Origin of the sequence: Halalkalibacter flavus (assembly GCF_036663575.1) — a bacterium.
Taxonomy (GTDB): Bacteria; Bacillota; Bacilli; order Bacillales; family Bacillaceae_D; genus Halalkalibacter; species Halalkalibacter flavus.
Map to the genome: position 1 here is coordinate 1 of NZ_JAWRVK010000016.1, position 25,338 is coordinate 25,338.

Consider the following 25,338-nt stretch of genomic DNA (forward strand, 5'->3'; position numbering starts at 1 on the left):
CCTCACGATTATTCTATCTATATTATACTATATTCACCTGAATAATCGGATTAATAGCTACAAAAAAAGGCTATTGATAAGACTTTCTCAACAGCCTGAGGATATCTAATCCTTTTTTCTGTTTTTGTAATACGGCATCTGTTAAGTCTAATAGCTTACGATCAACTTCTTGGACTATTTTATAAATTTTCGTTCGTCCTCTTCTGTTAAATCCCCGGCGCTCTTCTAAACTCAATCCAAACTGAACAGCATCTTCCATGAATTCTTTAACAAGTTGCTTATATTTCCTTAACTCATCAACAGTTCGCGTTTCCGAAAGGACTTTCCCCTGATCATCAATTTTACTCATTAATTGCGAAAGTCGTTCATACGTTTTTCCGTCGCGGTGTTTCCCCATTACTTCTTGAAACGACACCTTCGCCTCGTGAGTTACTTGAAGATTGTTGATTGTGTGTTCAAGACGATTTTGTATTGCACCGAGTGTTGAACGCTGACCTCATCATAAATCTACTTTTATTATCGGTTTCATCTGAGAATTTCTTTACTGTTATTGCTTTTCTTCTTTTTTCCAACCTCTCTGGACAATCCCTTCACCAAACCGTTCTCGCAATTGGTTAATTGTCTCATTAATTTCTTCCTTTTTTATTTCCTCTGCGTAAGTAAATAAGTCGAGCTGCTTATATGCATATTTTTTTTCAAGCAAATCATAGGTACTTACCCCTAATAGACGGATGGCATTGCCATTCCAAGCTTTCTCCACAAGTGCTTTTGCCTCAGTGAATAGCTCTTCTTCAGATTGGATAGGGTTTAGGAGTTTATGGCTTCTTGTAATCATTTTCCAATCGTAATAGCGAATTGTAATTTGTACTCCTCTTGCAAACATGTCTTTCTTTCGTAATCTTAGATGAACACGCCTTGCAAGATCTTCTAAAGTCGCTCTAATTATTTGGTCGTTTTTGGTATCTTTACGTAGTGTAGTTGAATGGCCAATTGATTTGTATTCAGAATAAGCATGAGGGTTAACAGGCCTGTTATCATTTCCATTTGCTCTTTCTTTTAACTCTAATCCACGCTCACCGAACTTTTTCAAAAGGAGTTTTCCATCCGCAGCAGCTAAATCTCCTATAGTGAAAATGTCCATATTTCTCCACTTACCAACTGTTCTTTTCCCGATACCGTGCATTTCTTCTATTGGTAGTGGCCATAATTTCTGCTCTATTTCACGCTTTCGTAGTATAGTGATCCCATTTGGTTTTTTCATGTCACTTGCCATCTTAGCTAGAAATTTATTTGGGGCAATTCCAATACTACAAGGGAGGTTTAGTTCACGTAACACACGCTTCTGAATGTTTTCAGCTAGTTTTACGGGATCTTCTTCATGTAAATAAGACGTTAAATCAAGATACCCTTCATCTATGGATACTTGCTGGACAAGAGGAGTATAGGTAAAAAGAAGTTCAAAAAGAGCTTTCGAAGCGGCACGATACCGATCCCCATTAGGTCTAAGGATGATTAGATTCGGGCATAGTTTCTTTGCTTGCCAAATAGGCATCGTTGTTTTTACCCCTTTAGCTCTTGCTTCATAACTGCTTGTTACAATAATCCCTCGACGTTCTTCCGGATTTCCTGCAATCGCAACCGGTTTCCCTACTAAAGAGCGGTCATGAGCTATTTCGACCGAAGCAAAAAAACTATTCATATCTAAATGAAATATCAAACGTGCACGATTCATCCTACAGACCTCCTTACTCTTATTATACGAAAATGCGTTCGTTTTTCCAAAGAAGTCAGTTGCAGTACAAACCGTAGTACGTTAAGGTGTTAACAAAGAAACTTTTTAAATGTAATAATTAAGAAAAGAGCAATCCATTTTAAGATTGCTCTTTTCTTAATTATTTTTATTTTATTGATACTTCTTTAACAACTGCCACTACTGCTTCTGAAAGCTTAACAAGTTCAGAAATCGGCATGCGTTCATTTTTTGTATGAATTTCCTCATAGCCTACCGCTAAATTTACAGTTGGTACACCATGTCCAGCAAAAATGTTCGCATCACTGCCTCCCCCACTTTGAAGTAGCTCTGGGGTACGGCCAATTTGTGACATTGCCTTCTTTGCTACCTCTACAACTTCATCACCATCACCTAACTTAAATCCTGGATACATAATTTCAACTTCTACCTCAGCTGATGTCCCCATCTCTTTAGCTGTAGATTCAAAGGCCTCTTTCATCTTTGCTACTTGTGCTTCCATTTTCTCAGCAATTAAAGATCGCGCTTCCGCCAAAATCGCTACGTGATCACACACAATATTCGTTTGTGTCCCACCTTCAAAACGTCCAATGTTTGCAGTCGTCTCTTCATCAATACGTCCAAGAGGCATTTTAGAAATTGCTTTTGCAGCGACAGTGATGGCGGAAATACCCTTCTCCGGAGCCACACCTGCATGAGCAGTTTTACCGAGAACCGTTGCCTTCACCTTTGCTTGAGTTGGAGCAGCAACAATAATATTTCCAACAGGTCCATCACTATCTAAAGCAAATCCAAATTTCGCTTTTAACAGATCTGGATCGAGAACTTTGGCTCCGTTCAAGCCCGATTCTTCGCCAACTGTAATAATAAATTGGATCGTACCATGCTCTAACCTTCCCTCTTTTAAAACACGAACAGCCTCAAGCATAGCTGCAATACCAGCTTTATCATCCGCACCTAAAATTGTTGTTCCATCTGTCACGACATAGCCGTCTTGAATCGAGGGTTTGACTCCTTTTCCAGGGACAACAGTATCCATATGTGAAGTGAAGTAAATCGTATCTACCCCTTCTTTTGTTCCTTCAAGAGTACAGATTAAATTTCCCGCTGCATGCTCTGTTTTACTAGCTGCATCATCTTCTACTACAGTCATGCCTAAGTCTTCAAATTTCTTTTTAAGTATAGGGGCTATGATGTCCTCATGCTTTGTCTCAGAGTCAATTTGCACAAGTTCCAGAAACTCATCTACTAAACGTTGTTCATTTACCATATGTATGTTCCTCCAAATTCATTCTATGTATGAGCGTTTGTCAATTGTAGGCTCAATCCACCTACTTGCTCGCTTATAATCATCGTTAAAAAGGCTGCACCTATTTACGACCTAAATTAAATGTTACCGTTCTCGATCATAAAGCGCAAGTTCCTAGCAAAAACAACTAACTTACTTACTTTTCTCACAAAATTCATATAACACGCCATGAGTTGATTTCGGATGCAGGAAGGCCACTTTTGCTCCGCCGGCACCGTCAATCGGTACATCATGGATCATGTTAATACCATTATTCTTAATTTCTTCTATTCGTCCACTAATATCAGTCACACCAAGAGCAACATGATGAATGCCCTCTCCACGTTTTTCGATAAATTTGGCAATTGGACTATCTGAAGATAAAGGTTCAAGTAATTCAATTTTCGATTGACCAATAGCTAAAAAAGCAACTTTTACATTTTGAGACGCAACTTCTTCTATCCCAAGTAATGGTAATTGTAAATGATCCTGATAAAATGGCAGTACTACCTCAATTGAACGAACAGCGATTCCAATATGATCAATTTTCTCTGGCCTACTTACTGTCAATCGTATCAGCTCCTCACATTCTTTAAAATTTATTCTTTATACAACTCTAGATTCCTTCTTTTATCTGGTATTTCTAGATTCCACTTGTCCAAAATCGTATAAGAAGATAAAATAGAAAAAGGTATTGAAGAGGAGGGTTTCACATGCCACGTAAATTTCAAAAAGCTATTATCTATTTAATGATTGTAACAATGGTTCTTGGTACCCTTTTAATGGGTGTATCTTTTTTCTAAACAAACTACAAAGCAAGCTCATTATATGTGAAAGGAAAACACCTGGTATCTTCTACCAGGTGTTTTCCTTTATGGCTCCAAACTTTTTCGCTATTTCTATAAACGGATCTTCTGTATCCGTTATATAGATTGTTGTTCCAATCGGGATCTCTTCAAATAGCTCTTCGACAATGGTGTTAGGTAACCGAATACACCCTGCCGTCACAGAATAACCAATGGAGCCAGGACGATTCGTTCCATGAATACCGAACGTTCTTCCGTCTGTATCATTTGCATTAAAACCAATCCACCTTGAACCAAGAGGGTTGGTTGGATCACCACCTGGTATATCTTTCTTTCGATAATAAGGGTCTTTTGCCTTCACAATAATTGTAAATGTTCCAAGAGGCGTTTCATCACCCGATTTACCAGTTGCCACTTTATACACCTCTTTGATTTCACCCTCATTAACATAGGCAAGTTCGTTCTTTTTAACATTTACAATAAGAAATGGGTCTCCAACCATTGGGTTATCTCCAATTGGCCAAATAGGGGAAGCAATTAAGATAACTAACATTGAAAGAAGTGAGAGTTTCATTAGAATCCTCCCTTTACTTTAAGCAAAGGATGCTTAAACAATCATCTTTTTGATTAGTTTCTCTCTACAGTTTCTTTTTATCCGCTTGATTCCATAATCGATCCTTTATATGCAAGTATTCCTCAAGCTCATGCAAGATATAAACAAGTGAAGACCTAACTTCAAATTCCTCTCTCGTCTTCGGAAGTGGCATCTCTTCAAATCCAGCTCTCATCGAACGGATCCTTTCCAAGAAATAAGGAACTCTATTTGCAGGGCTCACGGAATTACTAAGCTCCTCCATAAAATCAGCTACCGTCTCACTTTGAGAAACTGTTTTATGAATTTGCGATACATATGGCATTAATCGTTCTAAGATTTCGAATTGCTTCTCACGCATCTTAAAGTAATAATAGTATTGATCATCATACCGCAGAATGTGATTATGAATATTTTTCAATGCAAGATTCTTTGCTTGTTGTAATAGATCCACCGTCTCTGGAATTTCCTTTCCATCCCATTCACTTTCCCCATATCGTAAATAAACTGATAATTCATGAAGAATGGTCTTGAAGTGCTCTTCTATTTCTTTATGATACATTCTTAACGCTTGATCACTATTTGGCATATAAAGGTTCATTAACAAGGCAATTCCCACTCCAATAATAATAATCAACAGTTCATTAAATATAAGAGCTAAAGACATATTACCAACTGTGTAAAGATGTAGAATAATGACCGAGCTAGTAGCAATTCCTTCATTCATTTTCAACTTTACAACAATTGGAATGAATAGAATCATGATTAAGGCTAGTGTCCATGGTTGATAGCCAATTACCTCAAACAACACTCCGCTGATCATCATTCCGATAATGCATGAAACAACACGAGCCCAAGAAACCTTAAGCGAATCTCTCCTCGTTACAGAAATGCATAGAATCGTTATAATGGCAGCTGATCCATAAAAATCCAAATTAAGTCCCTGAGCAATTGCTACAGCAAGTCCAGCTCCTACTGCTGTTTTTAATGTCCGATAGCCAATTCTAAATGACATGAGCTCCCTCTCTTATGTAAAACTTATTTTACGTAATCTTACCATATTTTTGTACAAATATAAGTTGTCCTTCTTAAAAAGAAAGAAGGAGCTATCCGAAAAGGTCTGATTTTGACCATTTAGGATAGCCCCCAAGCAATAAGCGAAGTTGCTACATTTTTTAAAAGCTATGGGCGGAGTGATTCTCTTCTCTCATAGCTATTGCGAACGAAGCCATTGCCACCTCTCTTACCTGGTTTGTGACAAACTCCTTCGCCTATAAAACTTTCTCCAAAAACTCTCTAGCTCGATCAGACCGCGGAGCATTGAAAAATTCACTTGGAGGAGCATCTTCCATTAAAATGCCTTGATCTAAGAAAAGAACACGGTCAGCTACTTCCTTAGCAAAACCCATCTCATGAGTAACAATCGCCATTGTCATACCAGACGTCGCTAAATCTTTCATTACTTCTAGTACTTCTTTAACCATTTCTGGATCCAAAGCAGATGTTGGTTCATCAAACAACATAACTTCCGGCTCCATTGCCAATGCACGTGCGATAGCTACCCTTTGTTTTTGCCCACCTGAGAGGCGACTTGGGTATTCATCACGCTTATTTAATAACCCTACTTTGTTAAGTAACGTTTCTGCTCTTTCAGTTGCTTCCTGCTTAGATAGACCTTTTACAGTCATCGGAGCATATGTTAAGTTACCTAAGACGGTCATATGTGGAAACAAATGAAAATGTTGAAATACCATACCAATCTGTTGTCTAACACGCAAGACATTGGTTTTTGGATTCGTTAATTCCTCACCACCAACGTAAATCTTACCTGATGTGGGATGCTCAAGTAAATTCATACATCTAAGAAACGTTGACTTTCCTGAACCAGAAGGTCCAATTATTGCGACAACATCTCCCTTTTTAATATCTGTAGTGATACCTTTTAAAACTTCGACTTTTCCAAAGGATTTATACAAATCGTTTACTTTAATCACTGCGCTGCAATCTCCTTTCAATAAGTCGACCTATGATGGTCAATACCATAACAAGTAAATAGTAAATCAAACCAACAAATAGCAGTGCCTCAAAATATCGATAAATTTGTGCGTTTAATACTTGAGCACGGCGCATGAGATCCATAACACCAATGATTGACACAATTGCTGACTCTTTTGTTAAGTTAATAAATTCATTGAAAAGCGCAGGCAATATATTACGGAAAGCTTGAGGTAAAATAATTCTTAACATCGTAGGACGATAAGGAATACCTAGTGCTTCAGCAGCTTCCTTTTGGCCCTTGTCTACTGCTTGAATACCTGCACGAATAATTTCAGAAACATAGGCTGCTGAGTTTAATCCAAAAGCTAGTACTCCAGCTACATACGCTGAAATATCCATCCCGAATTGCGGGATTCCAAAATAAATAATTGATAATTGTAAAATCAATGGTGTTCCACGGAATACTGACGTGTAAGCATCTGCAAACCAACGGAGCACTCGGAATCGACCAATTTTAAAAATGGACAAAATGATTCCTAACACGAGACCTAATACTAGTGCTGCTGATACAAATTGTAACGTGACCCCGATCCCTTGTAGTAAAAAAGGGATATGGGGCACGATTTGGCTAAAATCCAAATTCATGCCCAATTATCCTTCCTATTAACATTCTTGTAATAACACAACACATCCCGCGGCAAAGTTTGCGCGCGGGTGTGATTTCATAGACTTTTATTGTTACTGTGCTAAATGACCTTCAGCAACAGTATCCTCCATTAGGACAGCATCGATACGTCCAGCTTGTAACTCTTGCATAATTTCAGGAATACGATTTAATTTCACTACTTCAAATCCATATTCTTCAGCTAGTTCATCTGCTTCTTCCTCTTGAATTGAACCCAATTGAACTCCGACTTTTAATCCCTCTAAATCTTCAAGGGACGAAAGATTAGCACTTTCTTTTGAAACGATAAGGTTTGTTGCCTCATAATAGACATCAGAAAAATCCACATTTTCTTTACGTTCTTCTGTAGGTGTCATACCAGCTAGAACAAAATCAACTCGCCCTGATTCCATTGCAGGAATTAACGCATTAAAATCCATATCTTCAATTTGTAAACCATAGCCTAATTCTTCAGTGATGTACTTGGCTATATCAATATCAAAACCGATAATTTCTCCTGTCGCAAGGTCAACAGATTCGTATGGAGGATAATCAGCTGATGTTCCCATGACTAATGTAGTTTCTGCATCTGTCGGCTCAGTTTCTTCTGTAGCTGCATCCGTTTCTTCAACTTCACCAGCAAACCATTTTAATACTAGTTCATCCATCTCTTCACTTTCAATTAACTCATTTAACGTTTGATTGAACGGTTCAACAAGCTCACTGCCTTTTGGAAAAGCAATAGCAGACCCTAACTCTCCTTCAGTTGGAATCTCAAAGCTCACTAATTGATCCGCATCATCGCCGCCACAACCAACTAGTAATCCAACAGACAAAATGGCTGACACTCCTAACATCCACCAACTTTTTTTCATAGTAAAATAACCCCCTGTATCTTTTATTAATATAATATTTATTCTCGTAAATGCATATTAACACATACTTAAGTACTTGAAAATAACTTTTTTCCCAAAATCACCAACAGTGTTATTGCCAGAAAATTCATTTGTTTTAAATTATTTAAGGCAAATTACTTACCTATATAATTTGCTTTTCCTCAATATTTTATCGATTGTTCGTTCCAACCTAAAGAGCGACCAGCTTCCTGGTCGCTCTTAGTAAAAGTTTTCATGTTATTCAATAAGTTTATTCTGAAGCTTCAGCATCATCTTCTGCAGGCTCATCAATTGTTGCTGGATCATCCACTGGTGTATTCTCATCCACTGGCTCTCCACAAGCTGCTAACACACTAATAGAAAGTGCCCCTGCTAATACCGTATAAAGTAGTTTCTTGCTCATCGCAAATTCCTCCTTTGTCGTTGAGTTGGAATTATGATGCGCTTCCAACTGTTCCCATCATACTAAACTACCCCTGCCGTTAGAAGTACATTACCTTTTTTTACAAATTTTCACAAACTTATTTGATATTCTCCCAATCTATGTTCTTATTTTTTTAGAATTTCAGAGTCTTTACATAAATCTAAATTACCTATGTCTTCCTCTTCGAAATTCAGTATACTTACAATAAGAAAAACGCATAAGAAAGAGCGCGATTGAAATGCCTTATCGACTTGCTCCTATGAATACGGAATAGCATTCGAAATAGATGAGGAGCAAAGGACGTCTTTATTGAATGAATTAAAAAAATTTGCTAAAGAAGTGAAATAATTTAGATTTTCTATCATAGTTTATTGTTGTAAAAAAACCGAATGCTACAGAGGTAACATTTCGGTTTTTTTACTTTCTATTTGGGCAGGCAAGATAATTTCCATTTTCGTCCCTTTTCCTTCTTCACTATAAATATTTAACACTCCATTATGATGCTCAATGATCTTGTAACAAACCATCAAACCTAATCCTGTTCCCTTTTCCTTTGTCGAATAAAATGGCTCACCTAAACGCTCGATTCGTTCTTTAGGTATTCCACATCCATTATCTTCGACCTGTATGCATATTTGATTATCAGGGTGATTTAGTATACGGATTGTAATTGTCCCATTATCGGCAACTGCTTCTATAGAATTTCTAATTAAATTAATAAACACTTGCTTTAACTGTTTTTCCAACCCAATAATAAATGGAACTTGTTCATATTCAAGCTCTAAAGTGACATTATTCATATTCGATTGTGTTTTTGTTAAAGTTAAAATTTGATTGACAAGGTTTAAAATATCCAATTTTTCAAAGTGATTGTCAAAATTAGGCTTAGCTAAAGTAAGGTACTCATAAATGATTGCTTCTACTCGCTCTAACTCTTCCATAACCAAATTTATATAAAACGAGTTGTATTGCTTTTCTTTTTGAAACAGTTGCAAGAAACCTTTCACCGTTGTTAATGGGTTCCTTATTTCATGGGCGACTCCCGCAGCAAGTTGTGCAACAACTGATAATTTATCCGATTTTCTAATAATATCATCGACTTTTTTTCTTTCTGAAATATCCTTTAATATCGTTCGAAACGCAGGCTTCCCGCGAAATCTAATGACCGTTGTCGTTGCTTCTACTTCAATAGTCTTTCCTTGTTCCAGCTGAAAACAATAAATTGTATTGGCAACTGATATTTTCCCTAGAAGTAATAGGCGACTGTCCTCTCTCGCTCTTGCTCGATCGTGCTTAGATAAAAGGTTATTAAATTTTAAACCAATTAATTTCTGAGGATGAATAAAGTTAAAGAGCTTCTCCCCTGCTGGATTCACATAAATAAGTTTCACTCCATCATGTACCATAATCGTTTCCGGTGTATTTTCCACCAAGCTTCGATAGTTCTCTTCTTTTATCCGAAGTTCTTTTTCCATTTTTTTACGTTCTGTAATATTAATAAAATACATCGTTACTTGTTCATCCGAACGATACGCTCTTACATCAAACCATTGTTCTTGTTTTTCATGAAAATATTCAACTTGTGTGTATTCCTCACCAACAAGCAATTGATAAAATTTCTTTACTAACGTTTCTTTCTTGTCTTGTTTAATACTTGCCCAAAAATCACTTTTTTGTAATTCTTTCCACCCCATGTCTAGCATTCGTTCAGCTTCTTCGTTAACGTAGAGAAATTGTCCATCAAGTCTAATCGTAATAATGGCATCTTTTATTCCATCGAGAATTTTCTTCGGTAAACGAACTTCATCACGATTTCGCAGGCTTGTTTTGAGCAACGAACTTTCCCTTTCTTTTCCAATTACCATTAATCGATCTAGTTGCAAATGGAAACAGACATCACCTTCTATAGAAACATCTGTAACTGTAAATACTGTCGTTTGAAGGTATCCTTTTCCATGTATTATTAACTTTTCAATTTGAAAGTTCTTTCGTCCCTTTTTCAACAATGGTTCTTTTATATTTTGTCGCTCTAGATTGTCTTCATAAATAAAAAAAGACTCTATAGTTAATAACTGAATTTCCTCTTTTGTATAACCAAACTGCTCGCAAAATGCTGTATTAACGAACAGAAATTCTCCTCTCTCGTTCACAATGGCTTGTCCTTGCAGCGACGCCTCTAAACACGAAGAAACAATTGAACCATTCATATTCCATTCTCCTAACTTAGGCAAACTATTCCTCTCGATAAGATTCGCCGTTATCCCTATAAATCCTGTTTTTTTCCACAGTTTTCTTGCTTCATTTGAATGAGAAATACAACTAATATATTAGATTGTTAAAGAAAAAAATCAACTAAAGGTTACTCATAACGAAAGAAGGCAGGTACTTCCCTGCCCTCTACAAAACGTTATCGTTCTATTAAAGAACATCAAGGTTAACAAGTAACGCGAGGAGAATTTGTAACAATAATTGAATGTTCACACCAATTTGCGTATCTGTTGTTGTGACATCAACATTTCTTGAGTTTTCAATTACTGTTTTCTGGAACGTAATTTGCTTTGTTTTTGTACTTTGTAACAACTCTTGTGTGATTTGTTCAGCTTGTTCACTGCTAGCTATAGAGATACTAATAACTAACGCAATTGCTGCTTGCAATGAAGCTTGTAATGAAACTGCAGCTTTCGTATCTGTTGAACTCACATTTACATCACAAGAATCTTTAATGATAATATACTCCTCAGACTGTTGGAATGTTTTATCTACTTGACCAGCACTTTGTTTAACATCGGAATCATCCATTGGATGACAAGCTTCCGAGTCAAGTGCAGACCACCTTGGTGTGTCTTCTTTTTTTGATGAATAGTATACATCTTGATTCATTTTCAATTCCTCCTTTCCTTTTCTAATTTACACTATGTCTTTATCTTGATTTTGCTTGGTCATTTGCCTTGGTTTATCTGTCTAATTTCAAATTTTCTTAAAGATAAGGGTGGCTATTATAATTTTTTTCATAACAGCCACCCTTTTTATACTTAATTGTTCCCAGTAGTCTCTGGCTATGCTGCCCCTCTAAAGAACATCTAAATTTACAAGTAACGCGAGGAGAATTTGTAACAACAATTGAATGTTAACCCCTATTTGCGTATCTGTAGTTGTTACATTTACATTTTTGGAGTTTTCAACGACTGTTTTCTGGAATGTCATTTGTTTTGTCTTAGTGCTTTGAATTAATTCTTGAGTGATGCTCTCTGCATCCTCACTACTTGCTACAGATATGCTGACAATTAAAGCGATTGCTGCTTGAAGTGAAGCTTGTAACGAAACAGCTGCTTTCGTATCTGTTGAACTGACTGTAATATCACAAGAATTACTAATCAGAATATACTCCTCGGATTGTTGAAAAGTCTTTTCTACTTGACCAGCAACTTGGCTTACATCTTGACTCATACTTACTTCCTCCTTCCCTTCTCTAATTTACACTATTGCCTTCTAACAAAATTTGCTTGGTTATTTGTCTCAATAAAAGCGCCTATTTTTGTTGGGTGAAATAATTAAGAAGGAGAGTCTAAAATCATATCGACTTAAACCCTCCTTTTCTCTTTAATGCTTATTAAAAAAAGTTTTAACTTTCGATAAGTCATTGTTGGTTTTTATCATCTTTTTCAACGACTCTTCAATGACTGGATTCGGTTGAGTTTTTTCCTCTACGTTTTGTGGCGTAGTATTATCCTCAAAGTCCTCTTCACTTACACTTTTGTATTGATTCTCAAGAAACTTCTCTACTTCTGATTGAATTTCCCCAACAACTTTCTTTACTTTCTCTTTTTCCTCATCTGATAAATCAGATACTGGTTTCACATTATGCTTGCTCAGAACTTTTTTCACCATTATATCCATAAGCTCTTGCTGATAATTGCTCATTATGATGCTCCTCTCTTTCTTTCGTTTATAGCCGAATGGCATTATTAGAATATGATACAAGCGGATACAACGTGTTAGACTGTAGCGGAGTTCATTTAGAATTGATCACAGTACTGATGGGATTTAAATTTTAAAAAAGGTGTTATCCAAAAAGTATAACCTTTTGAACAACACCTCATTTTTATTTCTTCTATTTTATTTCTTCTATTTATTTCTTGTTATCTTGTTCAATATCTAACTCTTCTTTTAGATCTTCTTTTATCTCTTCTTTCATCCCATCTAACATTTCTTCTTTCATTTCTTCGATAACTTCATCTTTTATTTCCTCGTACATCTCTTCCTTCATTTCTTCCATAACCTCTTCTTTCATTTCCTCATACATTTCTTCACGAATTTCTTCTTTTATTTCTTTTCTGTTTTTCTTACGACGCTTTCTGCCTTCCAGTTTATAATCTCTTCCTAGCATGATTAGTACCGAGATGATCATTATTGTCATAATGATAGCAAAAGGAAGTGCTGCAATAATTGATGCTGTTTGCAATGCGCTTAGGCCACCCCCACCACTGATTAAGAGTACGGCAGCTGTCCCTGCAATTAAGACTCCCCAAAGCATTTTGGAAAATAGACTAGGATTTAAACTCCCATGAGAGGTCATGGCTCCCAAAACATACGAAGCCGAATCAGCAGATGTTATAAAAAATATAAGAATAAGAATTACTGCGATGAAGCTTGTGATTGTGCTTAAAGGCAATTCACCAAGTGTAGCAAAAAGTGCTAATTCCACATTATTCATTACAAGTTCCCCAATCGGAGCGGCACCAGCAATTTCTAAACTTAATGCCGTTCCACCGAAAGCCGTAAACCAAATAATGGCTAAAATAGATGGTACAACTAGTACACCTGCCATGAATTCACGGATTGTACGGCCACGGGAAATTCGAGCGATAAAAATCCCCATAAATGGAGCCCAAGCAATATGCCACGCCCAAAAGAAGATTGTATTCGTTCCAAGCCACGCACTTTCAATAAAAGGGGTCATTGTTAAACTCATTGAGGCAACATTTGTAATGTAACCACCTAATGTTGTCACAAAGCTCTCTGCAATAAATAACGTTGGCCCGACTATGATGACAAAAAGCAATAGGATAGCCGCAACAGCTAAGTTAATATTACTTAACCTTTTAATCCCTTTATCTACTCCTTTGGCCGCAGAAAACATAAAAAGAAACGTAACAATAGCAATAATTATAACTTGAGTTGCCACCGTATTTGGCACAGGAGAAATATAGGAAAGCCCCCCCGTGATTTGCAGGGCACTTAAACCAAATGTTGTAGCAACACCTGTACAAGTTGCAATGACAGCTAATATATCAATCGACTTTCCTAACCACCCATGAACTCTTTCACCAATAATTGGATAAAAGGCAGAACTAATTAATGCAGGACGATCTTTTCGAAACTGAACATATGCTAATGTTAATCCAACAATAGAAAAGATTGCCCACGGATGCAGGGCCCAGTGAAAAACTGCATATCTTAGTCCAGCAACTGCAGCCTCTGGAGTTTCAGGTGTAAATCCACTAGGTGTATCAAAGTAGTAAAGAACTGGTTCTGCTACCCCCCAAAAGACAAACCCTACACCAATCCCCGCGGCAAAAAGCATTCCTATCCACGAGTACCATGAATACTGCGGCTTCTCACCTGGTTTTCCTAACCGCATACTCCCAAGTGGACTGATGGCTAAAACAATAACAAATAAAACAAAAAAGGCAGTGACTAACATATAGAACCAACCAAAATTATCTAGCATCCAACTGAGACCTTGGCCCGCCGCTCGGTCGAGTGAACTTGGTGATAACGCTCCCCACAGAACAAATAATCCGACTAATATAGCTGATATGATAAGAACAATACCTACTCTTTTCGTTTCATTAACTTGATCCATAGTAACCTCCTATACAAAAACTCCAAAATTTCAAGTATATAGCTAACAAAATATATTACCCAAATTACATAACACGTTAAACCTGTTTTTTAATTACTCTTTGTTATATTCACATATACTATTCTTTATGTTTTTAAAGCAATAACCAATAATTGTAAATCCAATTTGCCGGTTAGAATGTTTTTCTATAGATATACTAAAAAAATATTACATTTAACTTATACAAGGTTTATGCTTCCTTAACGTGTTTACTTTTACTTGCTATAGCAAGAATCGTCATAGTAGAGGGGTCGTTGCTAATGGATAAAGAAAAAAGATCGGAGATTATATTCTGGAGTATTGCCTTTCCTGGATTTGGTCAATTCCTTAACCAAAAATATGCAAAAGGATTTTTATTTGTCATATTAGAGTTTATCGTTAACGTTCAAGCAAGATTAAATTTAGCAATCATCCCCAGTTTTCACGGATTAGGAGAAGCTGCTAATGCCTCTGTTAATTATCAATGGATTATGTTCTATCCTTGTTTATATTTATTTTCAATGTATGATGCATACCGCGATGCTGGTGGGGTACATATACGTTATGCCTTTATCCCGTTTGTAGTTTCTGCTTATGCCGGAACAATTGGTGTTGTCTTCTCCTCTACAATGGAAATTTTCGGAAAGATCGCTGGCGTTATTTGGCTCCCTATCCTCTTTCATTTAGGTGGATATGTTATTGGGTTAATCATAAGGGCAATCGTATTAAAAACTGTTAGAGTTAACCCCCAAACATAAACTCTAATTATTTTCTTACGGTCTAATTAGTTGCTATAATAATAATAAAGGAGGGGAATTAGTTGGAGCACATGACTGAAAAAGCAACGTTCGCTGGCGGCTGTTTTTGGTGTATGGTAAAACCTTTTGATCAGTATGAAGGAATAGAATCAGTTATTTCAGGTTATACGGGAGGTTATACTGAACACCCTACATACGAGGAAGTTTGCTCTGAAACTACGGGGCACTTTGAAGCAGTCCAAATTGTATATGATCCGACTGTTTTCACATATGAGAAGTTATTGGAAATTTTTTGGCTGCAGATTGACCCAACTGATCCTGGAGGACAGTTTTTTGACCGCGGAGATTCTTATCGAACAGCGATTTTTTACCACTCAGACGAACAAAGAAAACTTGCGGAAGAATCAAAGAAGTTATTAGAAAAAAGTCGAAAATTCCCCACTTCAATTGCAACACAAATATTACCAGCAAAATCGTTTTATCCTGCTGAGGAATATCACCAAGATTACTACAAGAAAAACCCACTTCACTATGCAAGATATCGTAAAGGATCGGGTAGGGAATCATTTATTAATTTACATTGGGGGCAAAATGATGAGTAAAGAAACAAAAGAACAATTAAAAAAACGCCTAACACCGATGCAATATGCTGTCACGCAAGAGAATGGGACAGAGCCGCCTTTCCGAAATGAATTTTACAATCACGAAGAAGACGGTATATATGTCGATATTGTATCAGGTAAACCTCTATTTTGTTCTTTAGATAAATATGATGCTGGGTGTGGTTGGCCTAGCTTTACCAAACCAATCGTTGATGAAGAAATAATTGAAAAAGAAGATTATAGTCATGGGATGATTCGAACAGAAGTCCGTAGTAAAGAAGCAGATTCACATCTCGGACATGTCTTTAATGATGGTCCAGGTCCAAATGGACTACGCTACTGCATAAATTCAGCAGCATTACGTTTTATTCCAAAATCTAAATTAGAAAAAGAAGGATACGGCTTGTATCAAAACTTATTTAAATAAATAACGAGAGAGGTTGTCTCATAGGATCTGTCCCAACCATAAGGTAAGTATATCTTTTCATTTGAGTACACATATCTTGTCTGACCTAGTGGGCTGAAACTTGATATTAACACAACCTCTCTTACTTATTTACTACAAACCTCCCTAAATTCATATTCCTAAAAATGATCCTCTTAAATTATTTACACTATTTCGTCGTACGTATATCGGACTACATATTTGTCTGTTCGCAATTTCTTTATTTCTACAAGTGGGCCGATTTCATAGCCATTCATCCAATTGTCTTCAATTTTTGCTTTCACACAACCAGCTTGAAATTTAGATCGGAATACTTGTTTATAGTAAATCCATCTTGGAATCTTGGACATTCTTACTCATACCTTTCTCAACTTTTCTATATAGTACAAAATATTAAAGAACTATACAATTTGTTCGAACTGTAAGTTTTTATTATCTTTAACATTTTTTAGGTGAATGCTCCTTAATATTATCTCCATTAATGAACCCAACTATTACTGAATCCCTTAGCATAGCATTCTGACCTATCATTAGGTAAAATAAAAAAAGGAATTCTCAGGAAGAGGAGTTGAGTCATTTGAGCAGAAGATCTTTAGAAGGCAACATAACAGAAACAAGCATTAAAAGCGAAGAGTTGCAGGAGGAAATATCATTACTCATTTATACTCCACCTAACTTTACACCATTACAAACATATGATGTACTAATATGTCAAGATGGCAACGACTATTTTCAGCTTGGGCGACTCCCAAGACAAATTGAACATTTAATAAACGAAGGTGAAATAAGGGAAACGATTATTGTTGGGATTCCTTATCCATCAGTAAGCGAACGGAGAAAACGCTACCATCCGAATGGAGAAAAAGTTGAATCTTATATACGTTTTTTAGCAAATGAGGTGATACCATTCCTTGATAAAACGTATCCTACTCATCAACTTGCCTCATCTCGAACGTTAGCTGGAGATTCTCTTGCTGCAACAGTATCTCTTTTAACATCTTTAAAATACCCTAGCCTATTCGGTCAAGTAATGATGCACTCTCCGTATGTTAACGAGTTAGTTATGCATAACGTATCTACTTATAACAAGATAGAGAACATTGCGATTTATCATGTGATTGGATTGAAAGAGACAGCTGTAAAAACAACGGATGGACAAACGCTAGATTTCCTAACTCCAAATCGGCAGTTACAAGCTATGTTAAGAGAGAAGCCATTTGCCTATACTTATGAAGAATTTGATGGGGATCATACATGGACATATTGGCAAAAAGATTTACCAAGAGGGTTAACCACGTTATTATCATAACAAACGATCACAGAAGGAGGATGTAATTATGAATTATGGAATTGCTTTGTTTCCATCTAAAGAGCTTCAAGATCATGCTAACTCTTATCGCATGCGCTATGACAGTCATTATTCACTAATCCCGCCACATATCACTTTAAAAGAAACATTTGAGGTGCAGGAAGAAGAGCTTTCTTTAATCGTCTCTACTTTAAGAGAAATTGCCAATAATGCAGAACCTGCTTTTATTGATATATATAAAGTAGATACCTTTTACCCGCAGTCGAATACAATCTTCTTTAAGATTCGTGAACATGAATCGTTATCATCCTTGTATAAAGCTTTACATGAGAATCCCTTTTCTTCAAATGAGAAATATGGATTCATCCCTCACGTAACTATCGGGCAAGACCTCTCAAGTCAGGAGCACTCCGATATTGTTGGGCAATTAAAAATGAAAAAAATTGAACATCAGGAAACGATTAATCGAATGCAGTTGCTTTATCAATTAGAAAATGGTTCATGGACCGTATATGAAACATTCCATCTTGGAAAGGAAGTATAAATTAATAATGGAAGTCGTTAAAGTTACAACAAAAGATCAGCTAGAAGATGCATATAACATTCGCACAGAGGTGTTTGTAGACGAACAAAAAGTACCAATAGAAGAAGAAATTGACCAACATGAAGAAGAAGCAATTCACTTTGTTGTATATAGTGATTCTAACAAACCAATTGGTGCCGGTCGGCTTAGGTTTGTTGATGGCTACGGTAAAGTTGAACGAATATGTATCGCCAAAGATGCTCGTGGTACTGGAGCAGGACGGGAACTAATGAAAAAGATTGAGGAAACCGCTCAATTAAATGGGATTGGCAAAGCAAAGCTAAATGCACAAATTCAAGCACAAGAATTCTACTGTAAACTAGGCTATGAGACGATTTCAGGAGAATTCCTAGACGCTGGTATCCCTCATGTGACCATGACTAAATCATTAAGTTAACGAAAAAAAGAAGCGACTGAAAATGGTGATCATCCCAATTTCAGTCGCTTCTTTTACAGTTGTAATGGTTAATTTCTTATTCTTTATGATGTACAGGTTCTATTTCTGTCTCAGTTTGACTCAAGTGAGCTTGGACCGCTGCCACCTTCCTAGCCATGGTTGACTCCTTATCACGACGGTCATCAATTCGGATATTCGTTGCTACTCTCTGTAAACCATGTTTAAATGGTACTTCGTGTATCGCTTGAATGACATCAAATAAAACAGGAAGTTCTCCTTCAATTAACGTACTCATCGGTGTTAGTTGGTACGTTATTTTGCCTTCGTATGAATGTAATAACTCCTGTATTTCCGCAACGTACTTGCTTACACTTGGAGTTTCTGTTCCAATTGGAATTACGGTTACATCAACAATTGCCATATGCCTTTCCTCCTTCTTTCGTTTTGGACGTATAACAGTTAATCTCTCAGGAAATTCTTGTGCTGCAAGCTTACGATATGATTCAATCGAAGCTATCATATGTGAACGCTCTGGCTCCATTGTTGTCACATGAACTTGCAGCCAATACGAAGTCGAAAGAACTACCTTTTTTATCATTCCAAATCCTTTTATATCCATTACTCTTTGTACGATAGGAACTAACAAGAGACTACTATAGGATGCAATCTCGATCGCCCAAAATACTTTGCCAGTCATTCCTGCTAGAAGCATTGAAAGGAGTAAAACACTTAAAAAATAAATGACAACAACATTTGTTGAGCAATAACGATTTGTGATGCTAGCCCTTCCTATTTGGAATATTCGAGCCCTTCGAATTACACCCTTATCACTAAATACTTTATGTTCGGCCCCATGATATTTTCTAAGCTGCCTTGGAAATAGAAAATGAGTACCAAACATGTAATAAAACAAAAAATAATACGGTAGTCCTTCCCAAATTGTAGGGTACCAAATGGCTAGTAGTTTTGGAACAAAAACCAAACCTATATAAAAAAGTGTTAATGCTTTAAACCATAAAGGCATAGCCCAAACAATTTGCTTCATTATAACGACCATTGTAGCTGTATTTACTGGTTTAAGCCAACTTTTTAACTGTCCATTCTCATGATACGCGCATGCGACATGTTGTTTCCCTATATAGAAAACACCATTTTGATAGGAGAGCCCTCTGATCTTCACGCACATACCTTCCTTCTGTATGTTACTCTTCCTTTTGACTAATTCTCAAACCCCAATGAGGAACATTGGCTGCTCCTGTGAAGGTTGGTGATGACAATAATGCATCTGTCTTTTCAAGCGGCGCATGCTCTGTCCACGTATGAAGAAAGGTTAAGACTACATCTTCACTTTCTATTTCCTCTCCTGTAACATTTACTCGTAAACGGCCTACATTCCCATAACTTTCATGTTCTACTAATTTATTTGAAAAAGGAAAAATAATCCCGTTCTCTACGACGGTTCCTTCCGACTGTTCAATAGTTCGATCAGCATACAACAGTTCAAGCAATGCTTTTTCTACCTCAATATCAGTACGTGGTGTCATCGTCTCTCTCTCCATAATGACAATTCCAATATAATCTTCTCCGTATAAACCTTCAGCAGGCATAACAGTCCAATCCCAATTCGCTGCTATTTCTACCCCTTGCTCTGTCTTTGTTGTCTCCAATTCCAATTCAATAACATCTTGCAATTCTTCATTCGTGATGGCTTCAGATCCTTGGAGAAACTGATATCCTCCAAACAGCATGACAACCGCTAAAATAGCTGGCAAAATTAATACTGGTTTATTTCCACGAAACATAAACTCTTTCTTCCTTCCTATGTGTAAACAAATCAATTAAAGGTACTACTCATTATACTAAACGATCCATCTGCTTGAGTAAATGGATATGCAGATAAAAAAGGGTAACTCAAAGGTTCCTTTTATCCTTGAGTTAACCCCTAGTTTTAATTCGATTTATACCTAAATGCTGCATGATTTGTCGGTCCAATTCCGCCACCAATATTTAATGAATTGGAGATTGCAGCAGTGATAAAGGCTTTTGCTGTCTCTGTTGCTTCTTTTATTTGTGCTCCCTTTGCTAATTCTGCAGCAATGGCTGCAGCAAATGTACAACCGGTACCGTGAGTATGTTTCGTATCAATGCGTTGTACTTTAAGCTCATGAATACATCTTCCATCAAATAATAAATCAACAGCAGGTCCATCAGTTAAATGGCCTCCTTTTAATACCACAAAGCTAGGTCCAAGCTTATGAAGATCAATTGCTGCCTGCTTCATTTCTTCAAGTGACCTCATTTCTGCTCTTCCTAGCAATTTAGCTGCCTCTGGTAAATTCGGAGTAATAACCGTTGCAATCGGTAGTAATTTACTTGTAAGTGCCTTAACTGCTTCTTCCTGCAGAAGAGAAGCCCCTCCTTTTGCGATCATTACTGGATCTACTACAATATTTTTCACGTCATACTCTTTCAACTTATTAGCAACAAGGGTAATAATGTCCGCAGAGAATAACATTCCCGTCTTAACTGCATCTGTACCAATATCAGATAATACGGCCTCCAGCTGTGCTTCAATTGCTTCTAGCGACTGAGGAAACACACCATGAACTCCAAGTGTATTTTGAGCTGTTAAAGCTGTAATTACACTCATACCGAATGTGTGCAATTCTTGAAATGTTTTAATATCTGCTTGGATTCCAGCCCCACCACCACTATCTGACCCTGCTATCGTTAACGTTTTTGCTAAAGTCATAGAAAGACCTCCTTTCTAAATCTATTTGTCCTATTCAACTAATACGTAAATCGTTCAGGCTTACAAGAGGCAAGCGGTGTATATGCTTCCTTTTCATCTAATAAGTCTGCAACCGCTACAGCTGTAATTGGGCTTAATAATATTCCATTTCGATAGTGTCCTGTTGCAAAGACAACATGTGGTGCTGCCTCAAGTTTCCCTATAAGTGGAAACCCATCCTGAGTCGCAGGACGTAATCCTGCCCATGTATGGAAAGGTGTCATTTCACCTAAGAAAGGAAAAACGTGCTTATTCCAATTTGTTAGCCTCTGTATGCCTTTTTCTGTAACATCCGTTTTGAAACCTGCTATATCTTCAGAAGCTCCGTTAACTAACGTTCCATTTCCCTTTGGAACAAGATAGCCCTGACTTGTATAAACAATATGCTTCACATGATTTACAGGTACATCATACGCGCAAATTTGCCCGCGAATTGGATAGACTGGAATACGAACTCCAAACACTTCTTCTAACTCACTAGACCAAGCACCTGAACATACAATTAAACGGTCTCCTGTAAATTGACGGCCATCTATTGCTCGCAATGTAACCGATCGCTCCCAATCAACAACTGTCACTTGTTCAAGTTGGTCTACTACATTTACACCGTTCAGGCGGCAGGCAGCTTCAAGTGCCTTTACATAGTCAGGTGCAAACACGTGACTTTCTTCTGGATAATACATTGCCGCTTTTATATCTTTTGAAAGTGTCGGTTCCATCTCCCATAGTCGACTTCCAGATATCAATTCAGTTTCTGCTCCCCATTCACGTTGCCAAGACTGCCTTGTTTCAAGTGCGAGAACATCCGCATCATGATAAACCGCATGAAGACTTCCGCTCTCCGAATATTCAAAGTCCATTTTTGAAACATTCTTTACATCGCTTTGCCATTGTTTATACACCCTTAAACTATCTAAACATAATCTAAAAAAGTCGTCTGGATCTTCACCAATTTCTGAATAAGGAGCAAGCATCCCGGCTGCAGCACCAGATGCTTGTCCTCCACAATTCGTTTTTTCTAATACTGTTACATCATAGTTACGTCTGCTAAGCTCAAATGCAGTTGCAAGACCTATGACGCCCCCTCCAAGAACCATTACTTTCTCTTGCACATGTCTCCCCCCTGCTCTTACTACTTTGAAACGAATGCTTGAAATCCACTACTTGCTGTAGCATACTTTTTCTTCGGGATTCTCCCTGCTTCGTAGGAAAGTCTCCCTGCTTCAATTGCGTATTTCATCGCTCGAGCCATCTTAACTGGGTCCTTAGCCTTTGCTACAGGGGTATTCATTAATACACCATCTGCACCTAATTCCATTGCTTGTGCAACATCCATCGCAGAACCAAGACCTGCGTCGACAATAATAGGAACATTTGCTTGTTCAATAATGAGCTCTAAATTATATGGATTTAGTATGCCTAATCCCGTTCCAATCGGAGCACCTCCTGGCATGACTGCTGCAGCCCCAGCTTCCTCTAATCGTTTACAAAGAACTGGATCATCAGAAGTATATGGTAAAACGACAAATCCCTCTTTTGCCAGGACTTCTGTTGCTTTTAGTGTTTCAATCGGATCAGGAAGCAACGTTTTCTCGTCTACACTGATTTCTACCTTAATCCAATCACTCAAGCCTGAAGCCTTTGCCAATCTTGCAATTCGAATTGCCTCTTCTGCTGTTTTCGCGCCCGAAGTGTTGGGCAAATAGGTAAAAGACATACCTTCTAAATGTTGTAAAATAGCATCCTCATTCGGAGCTCCTAGATTGACTCGTCTAATAGCAAAGGTCAACACCTCAGCTTCGGATGCCTTGATTGCTTCATTTTGGACAAATGGATTTGGATACCTACCCGTCCCAAGGAAGAAACGCGAAGATAATTCTTTACCTGCAATCGTTAATTTTTTTTGTTTCATCTCAGCCACCTCCAACGAATTGAACAAGTTCAATTCTCATGCCTTCTTTTAGTTCAGTCCCTGACCAATTGGTACGTTCAATAATATTTCCATCTACCTCAGTTACAACAAGATGTGGTTCGAGTTCAAAATGTGACACCACTTCTTCAAGGCTAGAAACGTCTACGTGATGTTCTTCCCCATTTATAATTAAACGCATCTACTATTCACCCTTTTTCCGCTAATATTTTTGTAAATTGCTGACAAACACCTTTTACATCTTTTGCACCAACAATTTCAGATATCATACAAATTCTAGTTGCACCTGCATCTAATACCTGATCTACATTGTGCAGCTTAATTCCGCCGATCGCCACAAACGGAATATTGATCTCTGCAATAACTTGCTTAATATACTCAGTTGTAACAGGATCGACGACATCTACTTTACTATTGGTATGAAAAATCGGCCCAACCCCAATGTAATCAGCTCCACCCGCTTCAGCCTCGCGAGCTTCCTCAATTTTGTGAGTGGAAAGTCCGATTATTTTATCTTGTCCCATAATCTTCCTTGCTTCAGCAAGAGGCAAATCATCTTGGCCAATGTGTATGCCATCTGCATCAACTGCAAGAGCAACATCAATGTGGTCATTTACAATAAACAACACATCATGCTTTCTTGTTAATTCACGTAGTGACTTTGCTTTGTTTAGCACATCTCTTTTGCTACTCGTTTTATCTCGTAACTGGATAATATCAACACCACCCAAAATTGCTTCTTCCATTACTTCTACAAGGTCTCTGCCTTGATGAAATTCTTCACCTGTAATCGCGTATAACTTAAACTCTCTCATGAGTAACCCACCTTTTTATACATAAAATCGAAAAAAAGCCGCATCCGAACATACGGAATACGGCTCAGATGACTTCCCTACGCTGGCGTGATCCAGATCAGGTATGAGGGTAAAAGGATAACCTTTTTCTCAGTCCACTTATGTGGACACCCCTAGTCTATAATACATACTAGTTATACAGTTATTATGACATACTGACTAAAAAAAGCAAGAGGCCAAGTTAACATCTTATTCTTCTATAAGAGGAATAGACGTCCCTTCAGACAAGTCCATAACCATCTCGAAGCGATCTCCAAATAGCAAGAAAGATCCTTCAGGTGAAACATGAATAGGAACATGCCTTTCTAATACAGTCAGCTTTTCTTCAGCATCTCTTTGAATATCATAAGCAACCAACTCAAAACCATCAGTGTAACTAAAGAAATCACTGCTATATTGTGGTCTTAAGTAGTAAAAAATTCCATGTACATCATCATAAGAGTAATAAGGGATCCACCATTGTTCCGAATATGTGTTAAGAATGGGCATGTCAATATGCCTAAAAGCATTTTGCTCATCATAAAATGTGTATGTGGAATACAGGTCATATACAGATTCCACTGTTACAGAGAGCGAGAGACCATCCGGGAAACTCATATATGCAATTACAGCATCCTGCCATTTTTTCACCTCCCCACTATTTACATTGACTTCATATAGAGGTGCTTGAAAATTAGGTTCGAGTTCTTCCCATTTTAAATACCCGACATCAGTAGCCGAAATCCATTGTACATAGGACTGTTCCAAATCGATACTTCTCACTTTCGTTTCAGCTACATCAACTACATACGTTTCAAATTCCCAATCTGGTAAAAAAGCAATCAAAATAAACGTATCAAGTTTATATGGATTCCAGTATGCAGTATATTCTTCGCCGTAATCTTTGATCGTCTGCCTTATCTCACCATTCCGGTCAATAATAACTAAGTGAGCCTCATTATCTACCGTTATATGCGAAATAGCAAATAAAGAGTAATCGGCATTAGCACGGACCTCTGTAATCCACCCGCCCACCTCAACAAAACTTGATGAATGTCCTGTAGAAAGGTGATGTTTATAAAGACTTGAACGCTCTTCTTGTTCTTGCAAATACAAAAGCGTATCATCGTCAAACCAACCTATAATTTCCGTTACAACATGTTCGTTTTGTATAGGTGTAATATCAGCCCCTGTAAAGAAAGAGGTTGATACATCTCGCTTAATTGGTTGATATTCGAAACTTCTTGGTAAGGGTTGACTCTCTAACGGAGCTTGGGTACAGGCTGAAACCATAAAAAGAATCCCAATAATATATACAATTCGCTTCATCTTTCCCCTCCCTCTCATTTAAGCACTTTCGTCTATAGTATTAGACGAAAATAACCCCT

Annotated in this window: 31 protein-coding genes, 1 pseudogene and 1 riboswitch; of the genes and pseudogenes, 7 read left to right on the plus strand and 25 right to left on the minus strand. The window is 37.4% G+C overall.

The features are described 5' to 3' along the window. Nucleotides 1–70: 70 nt before the first annotated feature. From SAY88_RS11950 to mce, 4 genes are all read right to left on the minus strand, one after another. The gene (locus SAY88_RS11950) at nucleotides 71–472 is read right to left on the minus strand and encodes a YaaR family protein (RefSeq protein ID WP_332632164.1); all 402 of its coding nucleotides are present in this window, start codon (nucleotides 470–472) and stop codon (nucleotides 71–73) included. A 75-nt stretch (nucleotides 473–547) separates the two neighbouring features. Next, nucleotides 548–1,732, minus strand: a complete 1,185-nt coding sequence (locus SAY88_RS11955) for a DNA polymerase IV (RefSeq protein WP_332632075.1) — start codon at nucleotides 1,730–1,732, stop codon at nucleotides 548–550. Nucleotides 1,733–1,898: 166 nt separating this feature from the next. After that, a complete protein-coding gene (locus tag SAY88_RS11960; protein WP_332632076.1) occupies nucleotides 1,899–3,020 on the minus strand; it encodes a M20/M25/M40 family metallo-hydrolase in 1,122 nt (373 codons plus the stop codon). A 171-nt stretch (nucleotides 3,021–3,191) separates the two neighbouring features. Then, a complete protein-coding gene (gene mce / locus SAY88_RS11965; protein ID WP_332632077.1) occupies nucleotides 3,192–3,608 on the minus strand; it encodes a methylmalonyl-CoA epimerase in 417 nt (138 codons plus the stop codon). A gap of 143 nt (nucleotides 3,609–3,751) precedes the next feature. Here mce and prli42 point away from each other — a divergent pair, with 143 nt between their 5' ends. Continuing rightward, nucleotides 3,752–3,841, plus strand: coding sequence for a stressosome-associated protein Prli42 (gene prli42, locus SAY88_RS11970; RefSeq protein ID WP_250096056.1), 90 nt, complete (start codon nucleotides 3,752–3,754; stop codon nucleotides 3,839–3,841). A 52-nt stretch (nucleotides 3,842–3,893) separates the two neighbouring features. Here prli42 and SAY88_RS11975 read toward each other — a convergent pair whose 3' ends face one another. The 11 genes from SAY88_RS11975 to SAY88_RS12025 all read right to left on the minus strand — a co-directional run bounded on the left by SAY88_RS11975 (nucleotide 3,894) and on the right by SAY88_RS12025 (nucleotide 14,284). Further along, on the minus strand, nucleotides 3,894–4,418 hold the full coding sequence (locus SAY88_RS11975; RefSeq protein WP_332632078.1) for a L,D-transpeptidase: 525 nt from the start codon (nucleotides 4,416–4,418) through the stop codon (nucleotides 3,894–3,896). Nucleotides 4,419–4,482: 64 nt separating this feature from the next. Further along, nucleotides 4,483–5,451 carry an aromatic acid exporter family protein gene (locus tag SAY88_RS11980; protein WP_332632079.1) on the minus strand — a complete coding sequence of 323 codons (969 nt, stop codon included), beginning with the start codon at nucleotides 5,449–5,451 and terminating at the stop codon, nucleotides 4,483–4,485. A 256-nt stretch (nucleotides 5,452–5,707) separates the two neighbouring features. Beyond that, nucleotides 5,708–6,430 (minus strand): amino acid ABC transporter ATP-binding protein, encoded by a 723-nt coding sequence (locus tag SAY88_RS11985; protein WP_332632080.1) that lies wholly within the window; start codon nucleotides 6,428–6,430, stop codon nucleotides 5,708–5,710. Next, entirely contained in the window at nucleotides 6,423–7,079 is a 657-nt protein-coding gene (locus SAY88_RS11990) for an amino acid ABC transporter permease (RefSeq protein WP_034624909.1), read from the minus strand. The genes SAY88_RS11985 and SAY88_RS11990 overlap by 8 nt, the downstream gene beginning before the upstream one ends. Before the next feature lie 93 nt (nucleotides 7,080–7,172). Beyond that, on the minus strand, nucleotides 7,173–7,973 hold the full coding sequence (locus SAY88_RS25995; RefSeq protein WP_431308866.1) for a transporter substrate-binding domain-containing protein: 801 nt from the start codon (nucleotides 7,971–7,973) through the stop codon (nucleotides 7,173–7,175). A gap of 271 nt (nucleotides 7,974–8,244) precedes the next feature. Then, nucleotides 8,245–8,397, minus strand: coding sequence for a hypothetical protein (locus tag SAY88_RS12000; protein WP_332632081.1), 153 nt, complete (start codon nucleotides 8,395–8,397; stop codon nucleotides 8,245–8,247). A gap of 413 nt (nucleotides 8,398–8,810) precedes the next feature. Continuing rightward, the gene (locus SAY88_RS12005) at nucleotides 8,811–10,625 is read right to left on the minus strand and encodes a PAS domain S-box protein (protein ID WP_332632082.1); all 1,815 of its coding nucleotides are present in this window, start codon (nucleotides 10,623–10,625) and stop codon (nucleotides 8,811–8,813) included. A 211-nt stretch (nucleotides 10,626–10,836) separates the two neighbouring features. Beyond that, nucleotides 10,837–11,298 (minus strand): spore coat protein, encoded by a 462-nt coding sequence (locus SAY88_RS12010; protein ID WP_332632083.1) that lies wholly within the window; start codon nucleotides 11,296–11,298, stop codon nucleotides 10,837–10,839. Nucleotides 11,299–11,487: 189 nt separating this feature from the next. Continuing rightward, a complete protein-coding gene (locus tag SAY88_RS12015; protein ID WP_332632084.1) occupies nucleotides 11,488–11,865 on the minus strand; it encodes a spore coat protein in 378 nt (125 codons plus the stop codon). Between the two features lie 153 nt (nucleotides 11,866–12,018). Further along, nucleotides 12,019–12,339, minus strand: a complete 321-nt coding sequence (locus SAY88_RS12020) for a hypothetical protein (protein ID WP_332632085.1) — start codon at nucleotides 12,337–12,339, stop codon at nucleotides 12,019–12,021. 208 nt (nucleotides 12,340–12,547) lie between these two features. Beyond that, nucleotides 12,548–14,284 (minus strand): BCCT family transporter, encoded by a 1,737-nt coding sequence (locus SAY88_RS12025; RefSeq protein ID WP_332632086.1) that lies wholly within the window; start codon nucleotides 14,282–14,284, stop codon nucleotides 12,548–12,550. Nucleotides 14,285–14,583: 299 nt separating this feature from the next. Between SAY88_RS12025 and SAY88_RS12030 the strand changes: the two genes are divergently transcribed. From SAY88_RS12030 to msrB, 3 genes are all read left to right on the plus strand, one after another. Beyond that, entirely contained in the window at nucleotides 14,584–15,060 is a 477-nt protein-coding gene (locus SAY88_RS12030) for a hypothetical protein (protein ID WP_332632087.1), read from the plus strand. Between the two features lie 71 nt (nucleotides 15,061–15,131). Further along, nucleotides 15,132–15,662: a peptide-methionine (S)-S-oxide reductase MsrA gene (msrA, locus tag SAY88_RS12035; protein ID WP_332632165.1), complete on the plus strand. Its 531-nt coding sequence runs from the start codon at nucleotides 15,132–15,134 to the stop codon at nucleotides 15,660–15,662. Next, nucleotides 15,652–16,089, plus strand: a complete 438-nt coding sequence (gene msrB / locus SAY88_RS12040; RefSeq protein WP_431308867.1) for a peptide-methionine (R)-S-oxide reductase MsrB — start codon at nucleotides 15,652–15,654, stop codon at nucleotides 16,087–16,089. The genes msrA and msrB overlap by 11 nt, the downstream gene beginning before the upstream one ends. A gap of 182 nt (nucleotides 16,090–16,271) precedes the next feature. Here the strand turns inward: msrB and SAY88_RS12045 are convergent, their stop codons facing one another. After that, the gene (locus SAY88_RS12045; protein WP_250096072.1) at nucleotides 16,272–16,457 is read right to left on the minus strand and encodes a hypothetical protein; all 186 of its coding nucleotides are present in this window, start codon (nucleotides 16,455–16,457) and stop codon (nucleotides 16,272–16,274) included. Nucleotides 16,458–16,684: 227 nt separating this feature from the next. On the opposite strand from SAY88_RS12045, the gene SAY88_RS12050 reads away from it, so the two are divergent. The 3 genes from SAY88_RS12050 to SAY88_RS12060 are packed head-to-tail and all read left to right on the plus strand — an operon-like array spanning nucleotide 16,685 to nucleotide 18,396. Then, nucleotides 16,685–17,416 (plus strand): alpha/beta hydrolase, encoded by a 732-nt coding sequence (locus SAY88_RS12050; RefSeq protein ID WP_332632088.1) that lies wholly within the window; start codon nucleotides 16,685–16,687, stop codon nucleotides 17,414–17,416. Nucleotides 17,417–17,444: 28 nt separating this feature from the next. Next, on the plus strand, nucleotides 17,445–17,960 hold the full coding sequence (locus tag SAY88_RS12055; RefSeq protein WP_332632089.1) for a YjcG family protein: 516 nt from the start codon (nucleotides 17,445–17,447) through the stop codon (nucleotides 17,958–17,960). A gap of 7 nt (nucleotides 17,961–17,967) precedes the next feature. Then, complete coding sequence (locus SAY88_RS12060) at nucleotides 17,968–18,396, plus strand: GNAT family N-acetyltransferase (RefSeq protein WP_332632090.1); 429 nt, start codon at nucleotides 17,968–17,970, stop codon at nucleotides 18,394–18,396. Nucleotides 18,397–18,472: 76 nt separating this feature from the next. On the opposite strand, the gene SAY88_RS12065 is transcribed toward SAY88_RS12060, so the two are convergent. The 9 genes and pseudogenes from SAY88_RS12065 to SAY88_RS12105 form a co-directional block, all read right to left on the minus strand. After that, on the minus strand, nucleotides 18,473–18,817 hold the full coding sequence (locus SAY88_RS12065) for an MTH1187 family thiamine-binding protein (RefSeq protein ID WP_332632167.1): 345 nt from the start codon (nucleotides 18,815–18,817) through the stop codon (nucleotides 18,473–18,475). A gap of 78 nt (nucleotides 18,818–18,895) precedes the next feature. After that, nucleotides 18,896–19,582 (minus strand): annotated as a pseudogene (locus SAY88_RS12070) (DUF1385 domain-containing protein); the annotation flags it as partial. A gap of 16 nt (nucleotides 19,583–19,598) precedes the next feature. After that, a complete protein-coding gene (locus SAY88_RS12075; protein ID WP_332632091.1) occupies nucleotides 19,599–20,198 on the minus strand; it encodes a hypothetical protein in 600 nt (199 codons plus the stop codon). Nucleotides 20,199–20,344: 146 nt separating this feature from the next. Then, the gene (gene thiD / locus SAY88_RS12080; RefSeq protein WP_332632092.1) at nucleotides 20,345–21,148 is read right to left on the minus strand and encodes a bifunctional hydroxymethylpyrimidine kinase/phosphomethylpyrimidine kinase; all 804 of its coding nucleotides are present in this window, start codon (nucleotides 21,146–21,148) and stop codon (nucleotides 20,345–20,347) included. A gap of 38 nt (nucleotides 21,149–21,186) precedes the next feature. Further along, nucleotides 21,187–22,299, minus strand: a complete 1,113-nt coding sequence (thiO, locus tag SAY88_RS12085; RefSeq protein ID WP_332632093.1) for a glycine oxidase ThiO — start codon at nucleotides 22,297–22,299, stop codon at nucleotides 21,187–21,189. Nucleotides 22,300–22,319: 20 nt separating this feature from the next. Then, complete coding sequence (locus SAY88_RS12090; protein WP_332632094.1) at nucleotides 22,320–23,099, minus strand: thiazole synthase; 780 nt, start codon at nucleotides 23,097–23,099, stop codon at nucleotides 22,320–22,322. Between the two features lies 1 nt (nucleotide 23,100). Further along, nucleotides 23,101–23,298: a sulfur carrier protein ThiS gene (thiS, locus tag SAY88_RS12095; RefSeq protein ID WP_332632095.1), complete on the minus strand. Its 198-nt coding sequence runs from the start codon at nucleotides 23,296–23,298 to the stop codon at nucleotides 23,101–23,103. A gap of 7 nt (nucleotides 23,299–23,305) precedes the next feature. After that, nucleotides 23,306–23,932 (minus strand): thiamine phosphate synthase, encoded by a 627-nt coding sequence (gene thiE / locus SAY88_RS12100; protein WP_332632096.1) that lies wholly within the window; start codon nucleotides 23,930–23,932, stop codon nucleotides 23,306–23,308. Between the two features lie 57 nt (nucleotides 23,933–23,989). Further along, nucleotides 23,990–24,096: riboswitch (TPP riboswitch) on the minus strand. 64 nt (nucleotides 24,097–24,160) lie between these two features. After that, nucleotides 24,161–25,279 (minus strand): YqgU-like beta propeller domain-containing protein, encoded by a 1,119-nt coding sequence (locus tag SAY88_RS12105; RefSeq protein ID WP_332632097.1) that lies wholly within the window; start codon nucleotides 25,277–25,279, stop codon nucleotides 24,161–24,163. Between the last annotated feature and the right edge of the window lie 59 nt (nucleotides 25,280–25,338).